Origin of the sequence: Anoxybacillus dikiliensis, assembly GCF_050613275.1 — a bacterium.
GTDB lineage: Bacteria > Bacillota > Bacilli > Bacillales > Anoxybacillaceae > Anoxybacillus.
Map to the genome: position 1 here is coordinate 1,652,210 of NZ_CP187112.1, position 19,466 is coordinate 1,671,675.

At 43.8% G+C, this 19,466-nt stretch carries 22 protein-coding genes; all 22 read right to left on the reverse strand.

Annotation, left to right across the window (positions count from 1 at the left end; translation table 11 throughout):
- Position 1: 1 nt before the first annotated feature.
- The 22 genes from ACPF7I_RS08660 to mtrB all read right to left on the reverse strand — a co-directional run bounded on the left by ACPF7I_RS08660 (position 2) and on the right by mtrB (position 19,461).
- Positions 2–511 (reverse strand): ubiquinol-cytochrome c reductase iron-sulfur subunit, encoded by a 510-nt coding sequence (locus tag ACPF7I_RS08660; RefSeq protein ID WP_009373661.1) that lies wholly within the window; start codon positions 509–511, stop codon positions 2–4.
- A 129-nt stretch (positions 512–640) separates the two neighbouring features.
- Positions 641–1,075, reverse strand: a complete 435-nt coding sequence (locus ACPF7I_RS08665; RefSeq protein WP_430743845.1) for a YpiF family protein — start codon at positions 1,073–1,075, stop codon at positions 641–643.
- Positions 1,076–1,180: 105 nt separating this feature from the next.
- Positions 1,181–1,705, reverse strand: coding sequence for a ReoY family proteolytic degradation factor (locus tag ACPF7I_RS08670; RefSeq protein WP_297990745.1), 525 nt, complete (start codon positions 1,703–1,705; stop codon positions 1,181–1,183).
- 31 nt (positions 1,706–1,736) lie between these two features.
- Complete coding sequence (locus tag ACPF7I_RS08675) at positions 1,737–2,990, reverse strand: tetratricopeptide repeat protein (RefSeq protein ID WP_430743843.1); 1,254 nt, start codon at positions 2,988–2,990, stop codon at positions 1,737–1,739.
- An 89-nt stretch (positions 2,991–3,079) separates the two neighbouring features.
- Positions 3,080–4,366 (reverse strand): 3-phosphoshikimate 1-carboxyvinyltransferase, encoded by a 1,287-nt coding sequence (gene aroA, locus ACPF7I_RS08680; RefSeq protein ID WP_430743841.1) that lies wholly within the window; start codon positions 4,364–4,366, stop codon positions 3,080–3,082.
- A 14-nt stretch (positions 4,367–4,380) separates the two neighbouring features.
- Positions 4,381–5,484 carry a prephenate dehydrogenase gene (locus ACPF7I_RS08685; protein ID WP_430743839.1) on the reverse strand — a complete coding sequence of 368 codons (1,104 nt, stop codon included), beginning with the start codon at positions 5,482–5,484 and terminating at the stop codon, positions 4,381–4,383.
- On the reverse strand, positions 5,466–6,581 hold the full coding sequence (gene hisC / locus ACPF7I_RS08690; RefSeq protein ID WP_430743837.1) for a histidinol-phosphate transaminase: 1,116 nt from the start codon (positions 6,579–6,581) through the stop codon (positions 5,466–5,468). The genes ACPF7I_RS08685 and hisC overlap by 19 nt, the downstream gene beginning before the upstream one ends.
- On the reverse strand, positions 6,523–7,365 hold the full coding sequence (trpA, locus tag ACPF7I_RS08695) for a tryptophan synthase subunit alpha (protein ID WP_430743836.1): 843 nt from the start codon (positions 7,363–7,365) through the stop codon (positions 6,523–6,525). Before trpA ends, hisC begins: the two co-directional genes overlap by 59 nt.
- Positions 7,362–8,558 carry a tryptophan synthase subunit beta gene (gene trpB / locus ACPF7I_RS08700; protein WP_430743834.1) on the reverse strand — a complete coding sequence of 399 codons (1,197 nt, stop codon included), beginning with the start codon at positions 8,556–8,558 and terminating at the stop codon, positions 7,362–7,364. Before trpB ends, trpA begins: the two co-directional genes overlap by 4 nt.
- Positions 8,552–9,187, reverse strand: coding sequence for a phosphoribosylanthranilate isomerase (locus ACPF7I_RS08705; RefSeq protein ID WP_430743832.1), 636 nt, complete (start codon positions 9,185–9,187; stop codon positions 8,552–8,554). Before ACPF7I_RS08705 ends, trpB begins: the two co-directional genes overlap by 7 nt.
- A complete protein-coding gene (gene trpC / locus ACPF7I_RS08710) occupies positions 9,184–9,945 on the reverse strand; it encodes an indole-3-glycerol phosphate synthase TrpC (protein ID WP_430743831.1) in 762 nt (253 codons plus the stop codon). The genes ACPF7I_RS08705 and trpC overlap by 4 nt, the downstream gene beginning before the upstream one ends.
- Positions 9,938–10,948, reverse strand: coding sequence for an anthranilate phosphoribosyltransferase (gene trpD, locus ACPF7I_RS08715; protein ID WP_430743830.1), 1,011 nt, complete (start codon positions 10,946–10,948; stop codon positions 9,938–9,940). The genes trpC and trpD overlap by 8 nt, the downstream gene beginning before the upstream one ends.
- Positions 10,941–12,443 carry an anthranilate synthase component I gene (gene trpE / locus ACPF7I_RS08720; RefSeq protein WP_430743828.1) on the reverse strand — a complete coding sequence of 501 codons (1,503 nt, stop codon included), beginning with the start codon at positions 12,441–12,443 and terminating at the stop codon, positions 10,941–10,943. The genes trpD and trpE overlap by 8 nt, the downstream gene beginning before the upstream one ends.
- A 167-nt stretch (positions 12,444–12,610) precedes the next feature.
- Entirely contained in the window at positions 12,611–12,991 is a 381-nt protein-coding gene (gene aroH / locus ACPF7I_RS08725; RefSeq protein ID WP_021095008.1) for a chorismate mutase, read from the reverse strand.
- Entirely contained in the window at positions 12,951–14,090 is a 1,140-nt protein-coding gene (gene aroB, locus ACPF7I_RS08730) for a 3-dehydroquinate synthase (protein WP_430743826.1), read from the reverse strand. Before aroB ends, aroH begins: the two co-directional genes overlap by 41 nt.
- Positions 14,090–15,259: a chorismate synthase gene (aroC, locus tag ACPF7I_RS08735; protein ID WP_430743824.1), complete on the reverse strand. Its 1,170-nt coding sequence runs from the start codon at positions 15,257–15,259 to the stop codon at positions 14,090–14,092. The genes aroB and aroC overlap by 1 nt, the downstream gene beginning before the upstream one ends.
- Before the next feature lie 108 nt (positions 15,260–15,367).
- A complete protein-coding gene (locus ACPF7I_RS08740) occupies positions 15,368–16,138 on the reverse strand; it encodes a CheR family methyltransferase (protein ID WP_430743822.1) in 771 nt (256 codons plus the stop codon).
- Positions 16,139–16,241: 103 nt separating this feature from the next.
- A complete protein-coding gene (gene ndk / locus ACPF7I_RS08745) occupies positions 16,242–16,688 on the reverse strand; it encodes a nucleoside-diphosphate kinase (protein WP_009373682.1) in 447 nt (148 codons plus the stop codon).
- Positions 16,689–16,809: 121 nt separating this feature from the next.
- The gene (gene hepT / locus ACPF7I_RS08750) at positions 16,810–17,772 is read right to left on the reverse strand and encodes a heptaprenyl diphosphate synthase component II (RefSeq protein WP_430745928.1); all 963 of its coding nucleotides are present in this window, start codon (positions 17,770–17,772) and stop codon (positions 16,810–16,812) included.
- Positions 17,773–17,783: 11 nt separating this feature from the next.
- Positions 17,784–18,497, reverse strand: a complete 714-nt coding sequence (locus ACPF7I_RS08755) for a demethylmenaquinone methyltransferase (protein ID WP_043967596.1) — start codon at positions 18,495–18,497, stop codon at positions 17,784–17,786.
- Positions 18,498–18,522: 25 nt separating this feature from the next.
- Positions 18,523–19,173, reverse strand: coding sequence for a heptaprenyl diphosphate synthase component 1 (locus ACPF7I_RS08760; RefSeq protein ID WP_430743820.1), 651 nt, complete (start codon positions 19,171–19,173; stop codon positions 18,523–18,525).
- 60 nt (positions 19,174–19,233) lie between these two features.
- Positions 19,234–19,461, reverse strand: a complete 228-nt coding sequence (gene mtrB / locus ACPF7I_RS08765) for a trp RNA-binding attenuation protein MtrB (protein ID WP_004889838.1) — start codon at positions 19,459–19,461, stop codon at positions 19,234–19,236.
- Between the last annotated feature and the right edge of the window lie 5 nt (positions 19,462–19,466).

The window sequence follows — 19,466 nt, forward strand, 5'->3', positions numbered from 1 at the left end:
ATTACGCCTCCCCTCGTGGTTTCGCTTTCCCTAAATACAACGTGCCATCTTTTACTTCGTATTCGTAACGGTCTAATGGAGCTGGTGGTGGCGTGTTTGGCACGTTCGTTCCGTCCTTTTCATATAAACCGTAGTGACAAGGACAGAAGAAACGGTTCGGATTGCTTTTTTCGCCGTTCCAGTTCACCGTACAGCCAAGATGTTTACAAATTGGCGATAGCGCAACGATATCCCCTTTTTCATCTTTAAATACCCAAGCTGATCTTGGCTCTTCTGATTCGTACCACGCGTCTTTTACTTTTACTTTAAAGTCAAAGCGCTGTGGCTCTGTTGTAATGTCTTTCACTTGCGCAACGGCAACCATATCTTGCCCAGCTTCTTCTTTCAAGATCGGATCTAAGGCGAAGCGCACCATCGGCGATAAAATGCCAGCCGCCATAAATCCGCCTACACCTGTTAACGTGTAGTTTAAAAATTGCCGTCTTGACACGCGATGCTTTTTCTCGCTCATCGTTTTCCCCCCTCTATGCGAAGTTAAGTCCATCCGGACGAATTGTTATAACACATATATAAAACTAGGACAACCTAATGATATATCATGTTTTCACCAAGGTCAATATAATGATAGTGTAAACGCTATCTAATTTTTTAACGTCCATTTTGTCACTAACGCATCCATCACTTGTTCAACTTGTTGACGAACAACTTTTTGCTTATATGATTCATCGACATGTTCAAGCGGAAGCGCTGGAACGTAAACGAACGTCTCGTCCGCAACATCGGCGTGTGACGTAAGAAAACATATGTGTTGAAAGCCTAATGTTTTAAGCATGTTTGTCCATTCAAGTACACGCGATTGCACTTGTTCGTGTACAAAGTATGTTAGCGGTGGAAATAGCATCACCCTCCCTTTAAATTGGCGCTCTACATCATTTGCAATGAGCAACGTATGCTCGCTCATTTCAGCAAACGCTTTCATGTTTGTGACACTAATCGGTATGCACGGAACGAGCGCTGTATCAACATACTCTTTTGCTTGCTCATACATGTCCACATCTTTTGCTGTCCATTTCATTGAAATCACTCCTTATGTTTCCATCTTACACGAAATGCATATGTATTTTTTTGAACATTTTGTGACATTTGTATAAAAACGAGAAAACGTTGCGAAACAGGAAAGTTATCGCAACGTTTTTAGCCGCTCCGTCAGCTCACGAAACCTTTTTTCATCTTGACGGTCGAGAGCATCATCGATCAGGCGCATAATTTTTTGTCGTTGAAAGCGATGAATGGCCTCGGCTAGTACATGCTCAGCAACTTGCTCGTCTTGCTTATTCGTTTTCTTTGGCATATACGGATTTTCCTCGAGCACCGCTACGTACTGCGGTGAATGAAATGCCCCGCGAAAATTGAGCTGAATGTAAATATCCTCGTCACGATTTAAACGAATATCATGAAATGATTTTTCCGCATCCGTCGTGACGACATTTTGCTTATAAAACCGAAATGGCACATCATCAACGCAATGAGTGGACATCATCATGCCACGCGGACAATATTCAGCATGTTCTACAAAGTGCACCTTTTCCATCAGTGCATCATGGCTAAGTAAATAGTTTAAAATCCAAACACATTCACGCCGCTTCAATTGATAATTGTTCAAAAACCAGCGAACAAACTCTTTTTTCTCCCGAACAGAAACCATTCCCTTCCCCCCTTGCATCCGAATGACATCTTCATTCAAATTGCAACATCATATGGGCAATCTCTTCGTTTGTCGGATCGATACGCAATAGTTGTTCAAATATAGCCTTCGCCCTATCTCTTCTCCCCTCCTCAAATAAAAAATAGCCAAAATCATATAAAAAGTTTGGATCTTCTTTAAAAAAAGTATATGCCTCTTCATAATGGTTTAATGCCTGATCATATATCTCAAGCTTTTGTTTCGCCTTAGCAAGCTCCCACTCAAATTGCGGATCGTATTCACCTTGATCAATTGCTTGTTGAATGATACGGACGACATCTTCGTACCTTTCTTCGTGAAACAGCAGGCTTGTCTGTATGAACAACGCTTCTAAATAGCCTGGATCGATATGAAGCGCTTGTTCGATATATCCGATCGCTTCTTCTCGCTTCCCAAGCTTCAATGCAATTTTTCCAGCATATACAAGCAGTTCTTTATTCCATTCATCAATCGTTAACCCTTCTTTTGCTATTTCGTAACTTTGTTGTATATTTCCTTCTTGTTCATACGATTTTGCTAAAAATAAATAAAGCGGCACGTATTCGCGATCAAGCGCCTTTAACTCACTTAGTTTGGCAATTGCTGTTTTATATGCTTCCGCTTGATATGCCGTAAATCCGTATTGAAATAATGTGTGAGCATCGAAACGTTCATTTAATGCTTGTTCATAATAAACCATCGCTTGTTCAAACTCACCGAGCAAGCTATATGCTTCCGCGATGCGCTGGGCGATCACTGTACCTGCTATCGTTTTTGCTTGCTTCATAACTTGCTCATAATATGGCAAGCTTTTTTGATATTGACCGGTCGTAAAATATAGCTCAGCTAGCGCAAATTGAACAAGTGGTTCATCAGGCATTTTTTCGTACGCTTTTAATAGTTTTTGCTCACTTACTTCATCCAACCCTTGCATTTGATAAAGATCTGCCATTAACAAGCATGCGCGCACGTAATACGGATCGTCTTCTTCTATATCAATCAACAACTCAAGCGCTTCTTCCTCTTTATCCATTTCTGTATATATTTCTGCTAAAAACAGTTGCAATTCACGTTCGTCTTGGTAACGTGTAAGCAACATATGAACGAGCGCTTCCGCTTCTTCTAACAACCCCCACGCAAACAATCGATCGGCTAACATATATCGCTCTTCATCGCTTCCGTTTTGTTTCACTTCCTCCGCAAGCGCTAACGCACGTTCAACGTCACCTTGTTCAACGAGTTGCACGATTTCATCTAGTTTTCCCATCAATCTCACCCTTATCATTCATATCGTCACGCTTTATCATACCATCGAACAAATAAGCATGCAAAAAAAGAAGCTGATCCGTGATCGAATCAGCTTTGTAGCATGCGGAGATGGTCAAAAAACATCGGATATGACACCGCAATCGCTTCCGGACGTTGAAGAGTGACATGTCCTTTTGTGATGCACGATGCGATCGCTAACATCATGCCGATGCGATGGTCGCCATAACTATCGACAAGAACATCGCTCGCATGCAGCGGCGTTTTCCCATGAATAATCATTCCGTCTTCCGTCGCCTCGATATGAGCACCAAGTTTGCGCAATTCGGACACGACCGTCGCAATGCGATCTGTTTCTTTTACTCTTAACTCGCTCGCATCTGTAATGACTGTCGTTCCCTCTGCTTGCGTCGCTAAAAGAGCAATGATAGGGATTTCGTCAATTAATCGCGGAATGATGTCACCACCAATACGGGTTGCCTTTAACGTCGATGTGCGAACAGTAATGTCAGCTACCGGTTCACTTTCTTCGTGGCGAACATTTTCGATGGAAACGTCTGCTCCCATGTCTTTCAACACATCAATAATACCTGTGCGCGTCGGGTTTATTCCGACATGCTTTAGCGTAATTTCGCTGTTTGGAACGATCGCGCCCGCGACTAAAAAGAAAGCGGCTGAAGAAATATCCCCTGGCACTTCTATATCGATCGCGCGAAGCGTCTGCCGTCCTGTAATAGAAACGCTCAATCCATCCACGCGCACATCTGCACCAAATGCACGCAACATTCGCTCGGTATGATCGCGCGACTGATGTGGTTCGATGACTGTCGTCGTTCCGTCCGCATGTAACCCTGCAAGCAAAATGGCCGATTTCACTTGCGCGCTTGCAACTGGGGAATGATATGTGATTGGCTGGAGTTGTCCACCACGAATCGCTAACGGTGTGTATCGTCCTTGTTCCCTTCCATCGATGTGTGCTCCCATTTGTTTTAACGGTTTTGTGACACGATCCATCGGCCGTTTAGCGATCGAATCATCCCCAATTAAACAAGCATGGAACGGACAAGCAGCTAAAATGCCTAACAATAAACGTGTCGTTGTCCCTGAGTTGCCGACGTTTAATATATGTGTCGGTTCTTTGAAACCATCAATTCCTTTTCCTTCAATGATCACTTCATTTCCTTGTTGCGTAATGGCTACACCCATTTTCCGAAAACAATCGATGGTGCTTAAACAATCTTCCCCAGTTAAAAAGTTTGTCACCCGTGTCGTTCCATTCGCCAATGCTCCAAACATCACGGCACGGTGGGAAATAGACTTATCACCTGGAACAGCAATTTCTCCTCGCAATGCATGGACATTTGTTTTTAAATTCACAATTTCACCCTCTTTTACACAACGTACGTCTCGTAGTTCGTATTCGCTTCAATGCAATGTTTCGCGCGTTGCCGATCATCTTCTGTTTGAAAACTTAAACGAAGCACACCGTAAATATCTTCTCTCGTTTCAATAATGCGAATATTTGTAATGCTAATGCGCTCTTTTGCTAAATAACCTGTAATTTCAGAAATAACCCCCGGATAGTCTGGTACATCCACATATAAATCGTAAAAGGAAGGAATAGCCCCTTTCGTTCGGACAGGCAGCCCGTCACGAAACTGTTTCGCTTCATGAAAGTATTGATAAAGACGCTCGCTATCACCGTCCGCAACGTACATACGAATTTTTTTCATTTCCTCTATCCAACGATCAAACAAATGTAGCAATTCCTCTTTATTATGTATGAAAATATCGCGCCACATTTCTGGATTGCTAGAAGCAATACGCGTAATATCACGAAAACCACCTGCCGCTAATCGACTCACAAGCTCATCTTCCCGTTCGTACTGCTGTGCTTGATGAACGAGGCTTGCTGCAATGATATGCGGAAAATGGCTAATGACTCCAGCAATTCGGTCATGCTCTTTCGGTGTTAATGTAACAAAGTGAGCTTTCGTTCCCTCAAGCCACTGTTTTAATCGCGTAACGTCTTCTTCTTTCACATGTTTTGTTGGCGTTAAAATATAAAATGCATTTTCGAACAAATGTGCACGCGCAGCTGCAACGCCGCTTTTATGTGAACCGGCCATCGGATGTCCGCCGATAAACGCGATCCCCTTTTCTAATAGCGGCATCGCTTGTTTAACGATACGCTCTTTCGTACTTCCTACATCTGTAACGATAACGTGTGGTCGTAAAGGAAGATCGTCCAATTCGCGAAGCAATTGTTCCGTTTGGGCAACAGGTGCAGCAAGCACGATGACATCCGCCTCACAAGCAGCATGGGCAAACGACGGCAACGCTTCATCAATGACACCGAGCGAACGCGCTAAACGCAACGATTCGCTCGACACATCATATCCAAAAATTTTCGCATCGTTATGTGCGCGCTTCATCGCAAGCGCGATCGAACCTCCAATCAAACCTAAGCCAGCAATTAAAATGTTTCCCCGCAAAAACGCTCCCTTCTTTCTTTCAACATGTTCGTTAAAGCATGAATAATGATTTCATTTTGTTCTGGCGATCCTATTGTGATGCGCACAGCTGTCGGAAAACCGAGAGCGCATCCGGAGCGAACGATGATGCCACGCTGAAGCAAATATGTAAACACTTCATCACCGCTAAAGCCAAAATCAATTAAAATAAAATTTCCCTCGGACTTGTAGTAGTGCAAACCGTGTTGATCGCAAAAAGAGTAAAATTCGTTTAACCCTTGTTTATTTTTTTGGACACATTGTTGAATAAATGTTTGATCGTTTAATGCGGCTAATGCAGCGACTTGCGCAAGACGTGACGTATTAAATGGTTCACGTGCTGGCTCCATCGCTTGTAACATATGCTCATGTCCAATGCCATATCCGATACGGAGCGCGGCTAATCCGTATGCTTTTGAAAACGTGCGTAAAACCATGATATTTTCATATTGTTGAAGCAAAGAAACGGTATTTGGATAGTCATCCGCTTGCACGTATTCATAATACGCCTCATCGACAACGACGAGCACATGTTTAGGTACTTTTTCTAAAAATGCACGCAAAGAAGCGTCATTCACATACGTACCTGTCGGGTTGTTTGGGCTACAAATCCAAACAACGCGCGTATCGTCATCGATCGCTTCAAGCATCGCTTCTAAATGATGATGTCCGTCTCGAAGCGGAATTTCACGCACTTCTGCACCTTCGATGATCGCGTTATGGCGATATTGTGGGAACGTTGGTGTAGCCATCACCGTGTTCGTTCCTTTTTGTAAAAAAGCGCGACAAATGATTTGAACAACTTCATCTGACCCGTTTCCAAAAATGAGTTGCTTTTCATTGACGCCAACATGTTTAGCGAGCGCCTCGCGCAGCGCTCGGCTATATCCGTCAGGGTACAACGCCAAATGAACAAGCTCGGCAGTGATCGCTTGCTGAACAAGCGGTGAACATCCGTACGGATTTTCATTTGATGCAAGCTTAATAACCGTTTCTAGTCCATATTCCCGTTTCACTTCTTCAATCGGTTTGCCCGGCTGGTACGGTTTTAGTTGTTGTAATTGTTGTTTCACTTTCATTTTTTCTCACCCTCATCTTCAATGGTTCAATGAGCGAAGCGACGTATTGCGAAAAAACGCGAAGCGCCTCTTGACGCGTATGCACATCGTTTAATTCGTCTTGAAGTTGTTCAATTTTTTGTACAATGGCGCTGCCGATGACGATCCCATCACATACATGATAAAGTCGCTCCACTTGTTCTGCTGTCGAAATGCCAAATCCAACGACAACGGGAACACGACTATATGATTTCACTTGTTGCAAAAATTCGTGCAATTTTGTCGGCAACGAGTCTCGAACACCTGTGACGCCTAATGATGAAACACAATATAAAAACGATTGTGCTTTAGATGCAATCATCGCAATGCGTTCATCAGACGTTGGAGCGACAAGTGAAATATAAGGGATGTCGTACGTTTCGCCTAACGTTCTCATATGCTCGCTCTCTTCGAATGGCAAATCAGGAATGAGCACGCCGCTCGCACCATTTTGTTGCGCTAAAGCAAAAAAGCGTTCTTCTCCTAATTGTAACACAGGATTATAATACGTAAAGACAATAATCGGAATTTTTACACCTTTTTTTCGCATTTGACCGATGAGAGTAAGCGCTTTTGTTAACGTCATGCCATTATTCAACGCCCGACTCGCTGCTCGTTGAATAATCGGTCCGTCTGCAAGCGGATCAGAATAAGGAACGCCAAGCTCTAATATCGTTGCCCCTGTCTGCTCAAGAGCGATCGCTAAATCAACCGTCACTTCTTCACACGGATCGCCCGCCACGATAAATGGAATAAAATGTTTCATTCCTGTTCAGCCCCTTCCAAATAATTCATTACTGTCTGCACATCTTTATCCCCTCTTCCTGATAAACAAACGAGAATAATTTCATTCGATGGGCGAAGGGGGGCGATTTGAAACGCTTTGGCGAGCGCGTGTGCTGACTCGATAGCTGGGATGATCCCTTCCATTTCGGCTGTCATTTGAAGGGCAGCGATCGCTTCTTCATCTGTGACACTTTCATAGCGGACACGACCAATTGCAGCTAAATACGCGTGCTCCGGTCCGACACCGGGATAATCTAAACCGGCTGAAATCGAATACGGTTCCGTAATTTGACCGTGCTCATCTTGCAATACGTATGTGAGCGAGCCATGAATGACGCCTTTTGTTCCTTTTGTGATTGTGGCGGCGTGTTCCGTTGTATGCACACCTTTTCCAGCCGCTTCAACACCAATACATTCCACGTCATCGTCTAAAAATGGATGAAACATGCCGATCGCATTGCTGCCACCGCCAACACAAGCGATAATTGTATGAGGAAGTTTTCCTTCTGCTTTTAACATTTGTTCGCGCGCTTCTTCACCAATAATGCGTTGAAATTCGCGTACCATCATTGGATACGGATGAGGTCCAACGACAGATCCAATCATGTAAAAATGATCATCACAATGCTCGACCCAATAACGAATGGCTTCATTTGTCGCATCTTTTAACGTACGATTGCCACTTGTCACTGGAATGACTTGCGCACCAAGCAATTTCATGCGAAAGACGTTTAATGCTTGTCGTTTCACATCTTCTTCGCCCATAAATACTTTGCATTCCATGCCAAAACGAGCGGCAACGGTCGCCGCAGCTACTCCATGTTGCCCTGCCCCTGTTTCAGCAATAATTTTTCTTTTTCCCATTCGTCTCGCTAACAACGCCTGCCCAATGGCATTGTTAATTTTATGGGCACCTGTATGGTTTAAGTCTTCACGTTTAAAGTACATTTTCGCCCCGCCTAATCGTTCTGTCAAGTTTTTTGCAAACGTTAAAGCGGTCGGTCGGCCCGAATATTCATACAAATGGCGCATATATTCAGCGTGAAACGAAGGATCAGCTAACGCTTCATGCAGTTGTTGTTCGATGTCAGCTAACGGACGCATTAATGTTTCAGGCACAAATTTTCCACCAAACATGCCAAAACGACCGCGTTCATTTGGTAATGTCAACATATTTTCACCTTCTGTTCGATTGTTTTTATTTTTTGCTCACTTTTCCGCTCATTTTCTTCAATTCCGCTACTAATGTCTATACCGAACGGCTCGTACGCCAACAATCGTTCAACGTTATCCGGCGTAATTCCCCCTGCGATGAAACAAGGCACACCTTGGCGATTCGCTTCTTCCATGTAATAAGGTACAACACTCCAATCAAACGAGATACCCGTTCCACCCCATGCTCCTTTTCGGCCGCTATCAATAACAAAACCGTCGGCTATTCCTTTCCAAATGCGCATATATGTCCACGCCTCTGGGGCATGATGAATCACTTTCCAAACAGGAAGTTGGAACGTTTCTTTTAATTGCTTTACCGTTTGCGTCGTCTCCATCCCATGACATTGAATGATCGATAAAGGAACGTGCTCAAGAACGGAGGCGACAGACGTGATTGTTGGATGAACGAAGACGCCAACAATTTGCTTCGCTTCCATTTGAACAGCGGATAGCCACCGTTTTACACGTTGCGGTTCGACCTTCCGCTTACTTTCAGCAAACACGAATCCGATATAGTCTGCTTCGCTTTTTGCAACAAGTTGCACATCTTGCAATGAGCGGTTGCCACAATATTTTAAAGCCGTCATACACAACGCTCTCCAAACAATTCATAAACAGCCGCATGAACATCTGGCTTGCGCATGAGCGCCTCGCCAACGAGCATCGCATGCGCACCTGCTTGTTGTACGGTTTGCACGTCATCGTATGTGTGAATGCCGCTTTCACTAACAATGATGCAATGTGGCAATAGCGGAACGATTTGTTTTGTTACATGAAGCGATGTGTGAAACGTCATTAAATCGCGGTTATTAATGCCGATCACTTTCGGTGTGAACCGTTTTAAAATGGCCTCTACCGTGTTTGGAGCATGCACTTCCACTAAACAGTGCAATCCCATTTCGTGCGCTTCTTCATATAATTCGTGTAAAAAACTTGGATCGAGCGCTTCGCCGATGAGCAAAATCGCATCTGCACCAATGCGAACACTTTCAACAAGCTGTTTGCGATCAATAATAAAGTCTTTACGTAAAACCGGTATTTGAATATGTTTTTTCACCTGCGTGACGTACGAACGATGACCAGCAAAATATCGTTCATCTGTTAATACAGACACAGCATCCGCACCTGCTTGTTCATATGCGCATGCAATGTCAACGACATCCATATGTTGTCGAATAACTCCTTTTGACGGCGATGCTTTTTTCACTTCCGCAATTAACCCTAAAAAGCGACGGGGCTTTGCTAATGCGTCATAAAACGAGCGATGAGAAAGTCGTTCGCACGGCTCTGGTAATTGTAATGATGCCACTTCTTCTCTTTTCGTTTGCAAAATCGTTTCAAGCATACAGTTCACCTCTTAATCTTTGTAAATACGCATATGCATTGCCGTTCTCAATCGCACGTTTTGCCATATTTACTCCATCTGAAATATTCGACACGACACCAGAAACATATAGAGCAACACCCGCATTTAGTAAAACAACATGAGTTGCACTTTCATTCGCGCAGTTTGCAAACACGCGTTCAATGAGTTGTGCACTTTCATCTACACTATGAACACATATGTCGGACAACCGCCCGCGCGGTAAGCCTACATGTTCTGGAGCGATGATGCGTTCAATGATATGTCCGTGTTTTAGTTCAATGAGTTTTGTTTCCGCAGCAATGCTACATTCGTCTAAACCATCGCGACTTGTAACGAATACGGCATGTTCAGTTCCGATTCGCCGCAACGCTTCCGCCATTTTTCGCGCATCTTTTTCATCATGTACACCAATCACTTGTCGTTTCGGTTGAGCCGGATTCACGAGCGGTCCAAGTAAATTAAACACCGTTCGCATTTTTAAACTTTGGCGAACAGGGGCAACGTGCTTCATCGCTTCGTGATAAAATGGAGCAAATAAAAAGACGAGTCGATGTGTACGCAATGCTTTTTGTGCTTCTTCTTCCGTTTTCGGCATCGGAATGTGAAAATGTTCAATGACATTTGCGCTTCCACTCTTCGATGAAACTGCCCGATTCCCATGCTTTGCAACTGCGACATCGAGCGAAGCAACAAGCAAAGCGACGGCTGTCGAAATGTTAAACGTCCCTTTTCCGTCTCCGCCTGTGCCACACGTATCGATCACCGATTCCCCAAGGGAAACGGTCCTCATTCGTTCACGCATCGCCAGAATAAAACCGACGAGCTCATCGACCGTTTCACCGCGAAACCGTAATAAAGCTAAAAAAGCTGCCACTTGCTTTTCATCCACTTCCCCGCTCATCATCGCATGCATCGCTTCATACGCCTCATGCTCCGTCAACGTTTCGCGTCTAGCGCATTTATGCAGCAACTGTTCAAACACGTTGTTCTCCCCCTTTAAATACGTGCTCTGCAAGCTGAATAGCATGAATTAAAGCGCTCGCTTTATTTCTCGTTTCTTTCCATTCTAGTTCAGGCAATGAATCGGCAACGACTCCCGCCCCTGCTTGCACGTATGCTACTTTATTTTTTAACACCGCCGTCCGAATGGCGATACACGAGTCAATATTGCCGTCAAAGCCGATATATGCAATCGCCCCTGCATATATGTTGCGTGCCGTCGGTTCTAACTCTTGAATAATTTGCATCGCGCGAATTTTCGGTGCCCCGCTTACCGTTCCAGCAGGAAAAGCAGCGATCAACGCATCAAGCGGATGAACGCCGTCGCGAAGAATCCCAGTTACTTTTGAAATTAAATGCATGACGTGCGAAAACTTCCCTACTTGCATAAATTGGGGTGTACGAACTGTCCCATACATAGCGACGCGACCAATATCATTGCGGGCAAGATCGACAAGCATATAATGTTCCGCTCGTTCTTTCGGGTCATGAAGCAACTCATTCATAAGCGCACGATCTTCCCGTTCATCTTTTCCACGACGACGCGTGCCAGCGATCGGATCGATCTCAAGTTCCCGATTTCGTACTTGGATAAGCTTTTCTGGAGAACTGCCGACAATTTGTTCTTCACCGAATGTTAAATAAAATAAATACGGCGATGGGTTTAATAGGCGCAATAATCGATATAGCTCAATGCCATCAATGGGCGTTTCGATCGCAAATCGTTGCGACAAAACCGTTTGAAACACATCTCCGCTTGCAATGTATGATTGAATGCTTTCCACCGCTTCATAAAACGTTTGTCGATCCATATTCGAATGAACACGATCAAACGAAACCGAAATATTTCGATCGAACATCATATGTGCTTGTTCATCGCAGCCGTGAACCATTTTGCGCGCCAGCTCATCGATTGTTCGACATGCGGCTTCATACTTTTCTACTCGCTTTGCCTCGTCATCTGTTTCTTGTACACGCACATAATGGATAAGCAACAATTCTTTTTTTACATGGTCAAACGCAAAAAGTGATTCACAAACGACGAAATGGACGATTTTCATTTGTAAATCGTTATATGCATGATAAGGAACTTTTTCAATAGAAGAAATGAAATCGTAGCTAATATAACCAACAGCTCCCCCGCGAAACGGGACGTCTAATGATAACAGTTGAACGTGAAGATATTGCTGCATAATAGCAAACGCCTCTTGAATCGTCTCGGTGCACGCTAACACTTGTTGTTCTTTTACAAAAAATTGTTTGCCATCATCGCTTTCGATGGACATGAACGGCCGAATGCCGATGAATGAATAGCGGGACCAAGGCGACATGTCGTCTCCACTTTCAAGCAAAAAGGCTGCCTCATCGCGTAAAGCCATAAAAAGTTGGATCGGTTGAAGTGTGTCAGCGAAAAAACGACGCACAATCGGAATCGTCCGAAATTGGGAAGCTGCCTGCAAAAATGTAGATATATTCATGATCGTTCTCCTTTCTTGGAGAATGAACATGAGGGGGAACAAAGAGGAAACAAAAAGCCTAAAGACGGGCAGTCTTTAGGCATACGTACCTGAACGATCCTCTGCTCCGCTCTCACTCATTCTCTACTCAACTCTTACTCTACTCAGCTAACTTATAAACCATCATATTATATGTCTGACTTTTTTGTCAACTGTAGATCCGGCCGAAGCTGGATAGCATCGCGTAAATATACGTGATGAATATCTTGCTGCGCTCGCTTCGTATGTACAGTCATCATGACACGAATACATTTCGGTAATGCATGCGGAACGTTAATTTCGCGCATACACATCACTGGAACATACGTCCATCCATCGAGATGACGCAACGCTTTCGCTGGAAACGTGGCGTTTAAATCATCGGTCATCGAAATGAGTACCGATACAACGTCTTCTGCGTTCACATCGTTTTGGCGGATCATTTCTATTAACAATCGTTTCGTTTCGTCGACAATCTCTCGTTCGTCGTTATTGCTCACAGTCGTTGCCCCGCGAATCGCTCGAATCACATGTTTCCCCTCCTTCTTCGGCAAACGCGTATAACCATTGCAACAATTGTTCATCGCTTATCCGTTCTACACATACAGTGCCGATCTCTTTCATTAACACCATGCGCACCGTTTGTTCTTTGGCCTTTTTATCTTTTTTCATTTTTTCAAGCAAACGTTCAGGCGATACGTGTGATGGAAGCGAAGTCGGAAATCCATAATGATGAAATAACGTCCGAAACGACGAATAAAAAAGCGGTTGGTTGTAAAAACGTTCACTAACAAAAATGGCAAATAACATACCGATGGCAACCGCATCTCCATGCGTCATCACTCCGTACCCGAGCTCGCTTTCTAGCGCATGACCAAGCGTATGACCGAAGTTCAAATGGGCGCGAACCCCGTGCTCTTTCTCATCTTGTGAGACAACGGCCGCTTTAATTTCAATTCCTTTTTGAATCGCATATTGTAATCGTTCGCCATGTAAATCATCTAACTTTTGTACATTTGCTTGTAACCAGCCAAAAAAAGCGCGATCGTATATTAAAGCGTGTTTAATAATTTCTGCAAAACCCGACCGCATTTCTCGTTCTGGTAGTGTATAAAGCAAGGAAATGTCATAGATGACGAGTTCAGGCTGATAAAAAGCGCCAATCATATTTTTTCCAAGTGGATGGTTAATCGCTGTCTTTCCGCCCACAGCACTATCATGTGCGAGCAATGTCGTCGGCACTTGAACAAACCGAATGCCTCGCATATATGTCGCTGCGACAAAACCAGCTAAATCTCCAACGACCCCTCCGCCGAGGGCAACAATTAATGAATCACGATCTAAATGGTTTGTTAACGCTGCGGTATGACAAGCATAAAATTGTTCAAACGACTTCGCCTCTTCTCCGCTTGGAATCACATGCGCGTACACGCGATCGTATGTTTGTTGAAGAGCTTGTTGCACATCAGCTAAATAAAGCGAAGCGACCGTTTCATCTGTAATGATGAGCACAGCTGTCACATGCGGGCAAACGCGATCAATCATCCGATCAATCATGTGCAATAATTCATTCCCAATGACGACTTCATATCGTTTCGACGGCGTAGCGATGTGAATGCGTTTCATCATTAAAACTCCTTTGCGTACCGACGCATGTTTTCGACATTTTGAATAATAAGATCCATGCGATCTTGTCCAAACTGTTCGACAATGGCAGCGGCAATTTCCCACGCCACTACTGCTTCAGCGACAACGCTTGCGGCCGGAACAGCGCAACTGTCTGAACGTTCAATGCTTGCGGCAAACGGTTCTTTCGTTTCAATATCGACACTCATAAGCGGTTTATATAATGTCGGAATCGGCTTCATCACACCGCGCACAACGATTGGCATCCCTGTCGTCATTCCACCTTCAAATCCGCCAAGTCGATTCGTTTTTCGCGTATATCCCGTTTCTTTGCTCCATATAATTTCGTCATGCACTTCACTTCCGAAGCGGCGTGCCGCTTCAAAGCCGATGCCAAACTCAACTCCTTTAAACGCATTAATGCTTACAATAGCTGCGGCAATTTTTGCATCTAACTTGCGATCATAATGGACGTAGCTTCCAACGCCGACCGGAACACCTTCCACAATGACTTCGACAATTCCACCGATCGAATCACCTTTTTCTTTCGCTTCATCAATGGCCGCCATCATCTTTTTTTCCGCTTCTGCATCAAAGCAGCGAACAGGAGATTGCTCTGTCACGCGTTGCAACTCTTCAAGCGATGTATAAGCGGTATGTTCCGCCTTGACTCCTCCAATTTCAACGACATGGCTTGCGATACGAATGCCTAGCTCCGACAAAATTCGTTTCGCTACCGCACCAGCAGCGACGCGCACGGTCGTTTCACGCGCAGAAGAGCGCTCTAACACATTGCGCATATCGCGGTGGCCGTATTTCATCGCCCCATTTAAGTCTGCATGCCCTGGACGAGGCCGCGTCACTTTTCTTTTCACTTCTTCCGTATCGTCAGCTAACGGTTCAATGCCCATAATGTTCGTCCAATGTTTCCAATCACGATTTTCCACGACAAGTGTAATCGGAGAACCGAGCGTTTTCCCGTGTCGCACTCCGCTTAAAATTTTCACTTCGTCTTTTTCAATTTGCATGCGTCGCCCGCGACCGTATCCTTTTTGCCGACGCGCTAAATCTTCGTTAATATGCTCTGCTAAAAGCGTCAATCCTGCTGGAACACCTTCAATAATTGTTGTGAGTTGTGGACCGTGAGACTCACCGGCTGTTAAGTACCGCAATTTCCTCTCTCCCTTCATCTCTTTAAAGCGATTATGTATGAATATAGCACATTTTTTCTACAGACGTAACCCCTTAATTACACAGAAAGCGACCGAGTTCGGCCGCGGCTACATTTTTCGATAAAAAAATGTATCTTCCACTTCAAAACCGTATGCTGCCGGATTAAAAATTTGCTCCGTGCTACCGACGAAAAATATTCCGCCAGAACGAAGAGCGCCATTAAATTTCAAATACAATTCATGCTTTGCTTCTTCTGTAAAGTAAATGAGTACGTTGCGGCAAACGATTAAGTCGAAATTCGTATCAAATGGATCGGCAAGCAAATTATGTTTTTTAAATGTGACCGTTCGTTTAATATCATCAATAATTTTGTAATGAGATCCTTCTTTGACAAAAAATTTTTTCTTTACATCTTCTGGCACTTCTTGAAGAGAACGTTCCATATAAATGCCGAGCTTCGCCCGAGCCATTGCGTTATCATCAATATCAGTAGCTAGCACACTTACTTGCGATAGCGGCATAAATTTGGACAAAATGATGGCTAACGTATACGGCTCTTCTCCTGTCGAGCAGGCAGCGCTCCATACTTTTAATCGCTTGTTTTTTTCAAGAAGTTTTGGAATAATCTTTTTTTCAAGCACTTCCCATCGTTTCGCATTGCGGAAAAATTCAGATACATTAATCGTCATGCGATCCAAAAATTCATGGAACAACGCTTGATCATGATTCATCGCTCGAAAAAATTCATCAAAATTTTTAAACCCTTTTTTTTCGTACAGAGAAGTTAAGCGCCGTTTCATTTGCGCTTCTTTATACAGAGCTAAATCAATGCCCGTTTTTCGTTTCACGTTTGCAATAAATTGTTGATAATCACTCATACAAAAAACTCCTCTTCCTTTTCTTTCATAAATACAGTATAACGAAAATGTGAAAAAACAGAAATAAAAAAATAAAGATAGGCATATGCCTACCTTTATTTTTTTAATATATCCACTCGTTCATAAGCTTGCTGTAAGAAACGAGCTCTTCTTCTTTAAAAAATAGTTGAATTTCGCGCGCTGCACTTTCCTTTGAGTCGGAACCGTGAATAATATTTTTTCCGACCGTTAAACCGAAATCGCCACGAATCGTCCCAGGCAACGCTTCTTGCGGATTTGTTTTCCCCATCATTTGACGAGCTGTAGCGATGACGTTTTCTCCTTCCCATACCATCGCAAACACTGGACCGGACGTAATAAATTCAACAAGTTCACCAAAAAATGGGCGCTCTTTATGCTCTGCGTAATGTTGTTCAGCAAGCTCGCGCGATACTTGCATGAGCTTTGCGCCTACAAGCTGAAAACCTTTGCGTTCAAAACGCGCAACGATGTCACCAATGACACCGCGTTGTACCCCATCTGGTTTGACCATTAGAAATGTTCTTTCCATGACGAATTCTCCACCCCTGATACGTTATGTATTGGAATTCACTCCTCCGCAATTATACCATCTTGTATGCAAATTAGCAATATTCGCCATGAAAACGATTTAATTTTTTCTTTTCATCCGTCTAATATTTCCGTTTTCCGATATATTTCGCAATGTTGTAAAGTGCCGTCCAAGCACGGTTGCGCGGCAGCTTTTGTAATGTGTGAAGCGCTTTTTGTAAATAGCGATCTCCGAGCTCATATGATTTTTCAATGGCGTTTGTTCGCTTAATGCCATCAATCACGTGCGCCATTTCATGACTTGTTGTATGTTCGTTTACTTTTATAATTTGTTCTTTTAACGTCTGTTCCTTCATCGCATACAAAACAGGAAGCGTCACATTTCCTTGCGATAAATCGCTACCTGCTGGCTTGCCGAGTTGTTTTTCTGTTCCGATAAAATCAAGAATATCGTCTGTAATTTGAAAAGACATTCCAACGTAATAGCCAAACCAATACAACTTTTTATGAACCGCTTCAGGCGCCCCTGCAACGACGGCACCAAGCTGACAGCTTGCCGCAATAAGTAAAGCTGTTTTTCTTTTGATCCGTTGTAAATAGCGACGTAAATTTTGGTCAAAGCGATATTTGTCGCTAATTTGTTCAATTTCCCCACGACATACTTCGACAATTGTTTTCGCTAAAATATGGTGGGCAACTGGATCATCAATTTCACACATTTGTTCAAGCGCTCGAGCGAACAAATAATCGCCAATGTACATCGCAAATTGGTCGCCCCATTTCGCTTGAATCGTCTCTTTTCCACGTCGTAACATCGCGCCATCAATGACATCGTCATGGACAAGGGAAGCCATATGAATGAGTTCAAGAGCAACAGCTACCCGTTTCATTTTCTCAAAATGATATGTGCCAAATTGCCCACCAAGTAAAACAAAAACTGGACGAATGCGCTTTCCGCCCGCCTCAAGCAAATGCAACGATGCTTCATTGACGAGCGGGTCGGACGTTTGCACCGTTGTTTTTAATTGTTCTTCAATTCGGTTTAAATCCCCATTTAAAAACGAATACATCGCTTTTAGCTTCATCACTATTCACCTTAACGTCCATCAGGTTTATATCCGAGATGCATCGCTGCCACTCCGAACGTATACGGTTTCACTTGTACGCGCACGAAACCGGCTTGACGAAACATGTCTGCTAGCTCGTCCATTCCCGGAAATTCACGTGCCGACTCTTGCAACCATGAGTATTCTTCATAACTTTTCGCGAAAATTTTCCCGAAAAAAGGCATGATGTAACGAAAATACGCATAGTACAGTTGTCGAAAACCGATGAGCGTTGGCTGTGACGTTTCTAAACAAACGACTTTTCCACCTGGCTTTGCTACGCGATACATTTCTTTTAATACGGTCATATAGTCGGGAACGTTACGCAATCCGAAACCAATCGTCACATAGTCGAACGTGTTGTCAGGAAACGGTAAGTTCATCGCATTTCCGTGCACGAGCGTCACATGTTGAAACCCACGCTCTTTTACTTTTTCTTCCCCTACTTTTAGCATATTGCGACTAAAATCAAGCCCGTACACTTCCCCGCTCGGTCCGACCGCTTCCGCCAATGCAATCGTCCAATCTGCTGTTCCACAACATACATCGAGCGCTTTCGCTCCCTTTTGTACATTCATTCGTCTCATCGTATCTTTTCGCCATGCGACATGACGTTTAAAGCTAATGACTGAGTTCATGCGATCATAATGATCTGAAATTTTTTCGAATACGCGATGAACACGTTCTTCTTTCGACTGTTGCATAAAAATCCCCTTCTTTCAACTGAAATCAAGCGAGGAGATGAGAAAACCGCTCTTTTACCTCTTCGTGTATATGAAGCGGAAGAAGATCTCGCAATTTCCGCTTACAGTAGTCAATATAATCTATCGATGCTTTCGATTTTGCTCCATCACGATGAACGCGTTTCAGCGAGAACACGTAATACGCTACTTCTCCCCATTCGTCTGCATGAACATGCTCGGCAAGCTTACAAAGCAAGGCGGACTCAATGACACCGATGCAATGAAAACGCTCAAGATCATCCAAGGATAGTTGCTGTAAACGAATTTTTTGTATATTGATCTCTTTAATCGCTTCAGCAAAGCGACGAATGAGTGAAATGTCATGCCGTCGCGCTAAAAACTCGTAATACAATCCGCTATACAAATCTCCTGCTAGCACTGTTAATTGCTTTTGTTGCATCGTTTGTTGCTCATCTATTTCATCATGGGTGTCAAGGGCGAGCTGAATGAGCATCATGGCAAACACATAATCGAGTGCGATGTTTGCGTCCACTTGAGCCGAACGTAGCATAGAAAGAGCAAACGATATGCGATCTTCATCTAGGATGCGTGGCTGTATATAGCGATCGACATACGAATGGGCAATTGCCCGTTGAATGCGCGTTCGTACTTGTTCCATTTGCTGTTGCATATCCATGACTCATCACCCTTGCTTCCCAAAAACTCAAACTTTATTATATCATAAACTACCTTTACGTTAACGATGATTTTTCGCATCGGATTGAATTTCGCCGTGCTGCGTTTGAATAAGCGCTTTTCCGCGCACTTTAATTGCTGATGTATGCTCTGTAAATTGGGCAATAAGCACTTCTCCTTGATCAAGCTTTTCTGAGTGATGGAAACGCGTATCTGAACCGCGCGTTAATCCAATGACGTTCACTCCGTCCTCTAACGCTTTAATGACGACATAATCTCCTTGCATCATGATCC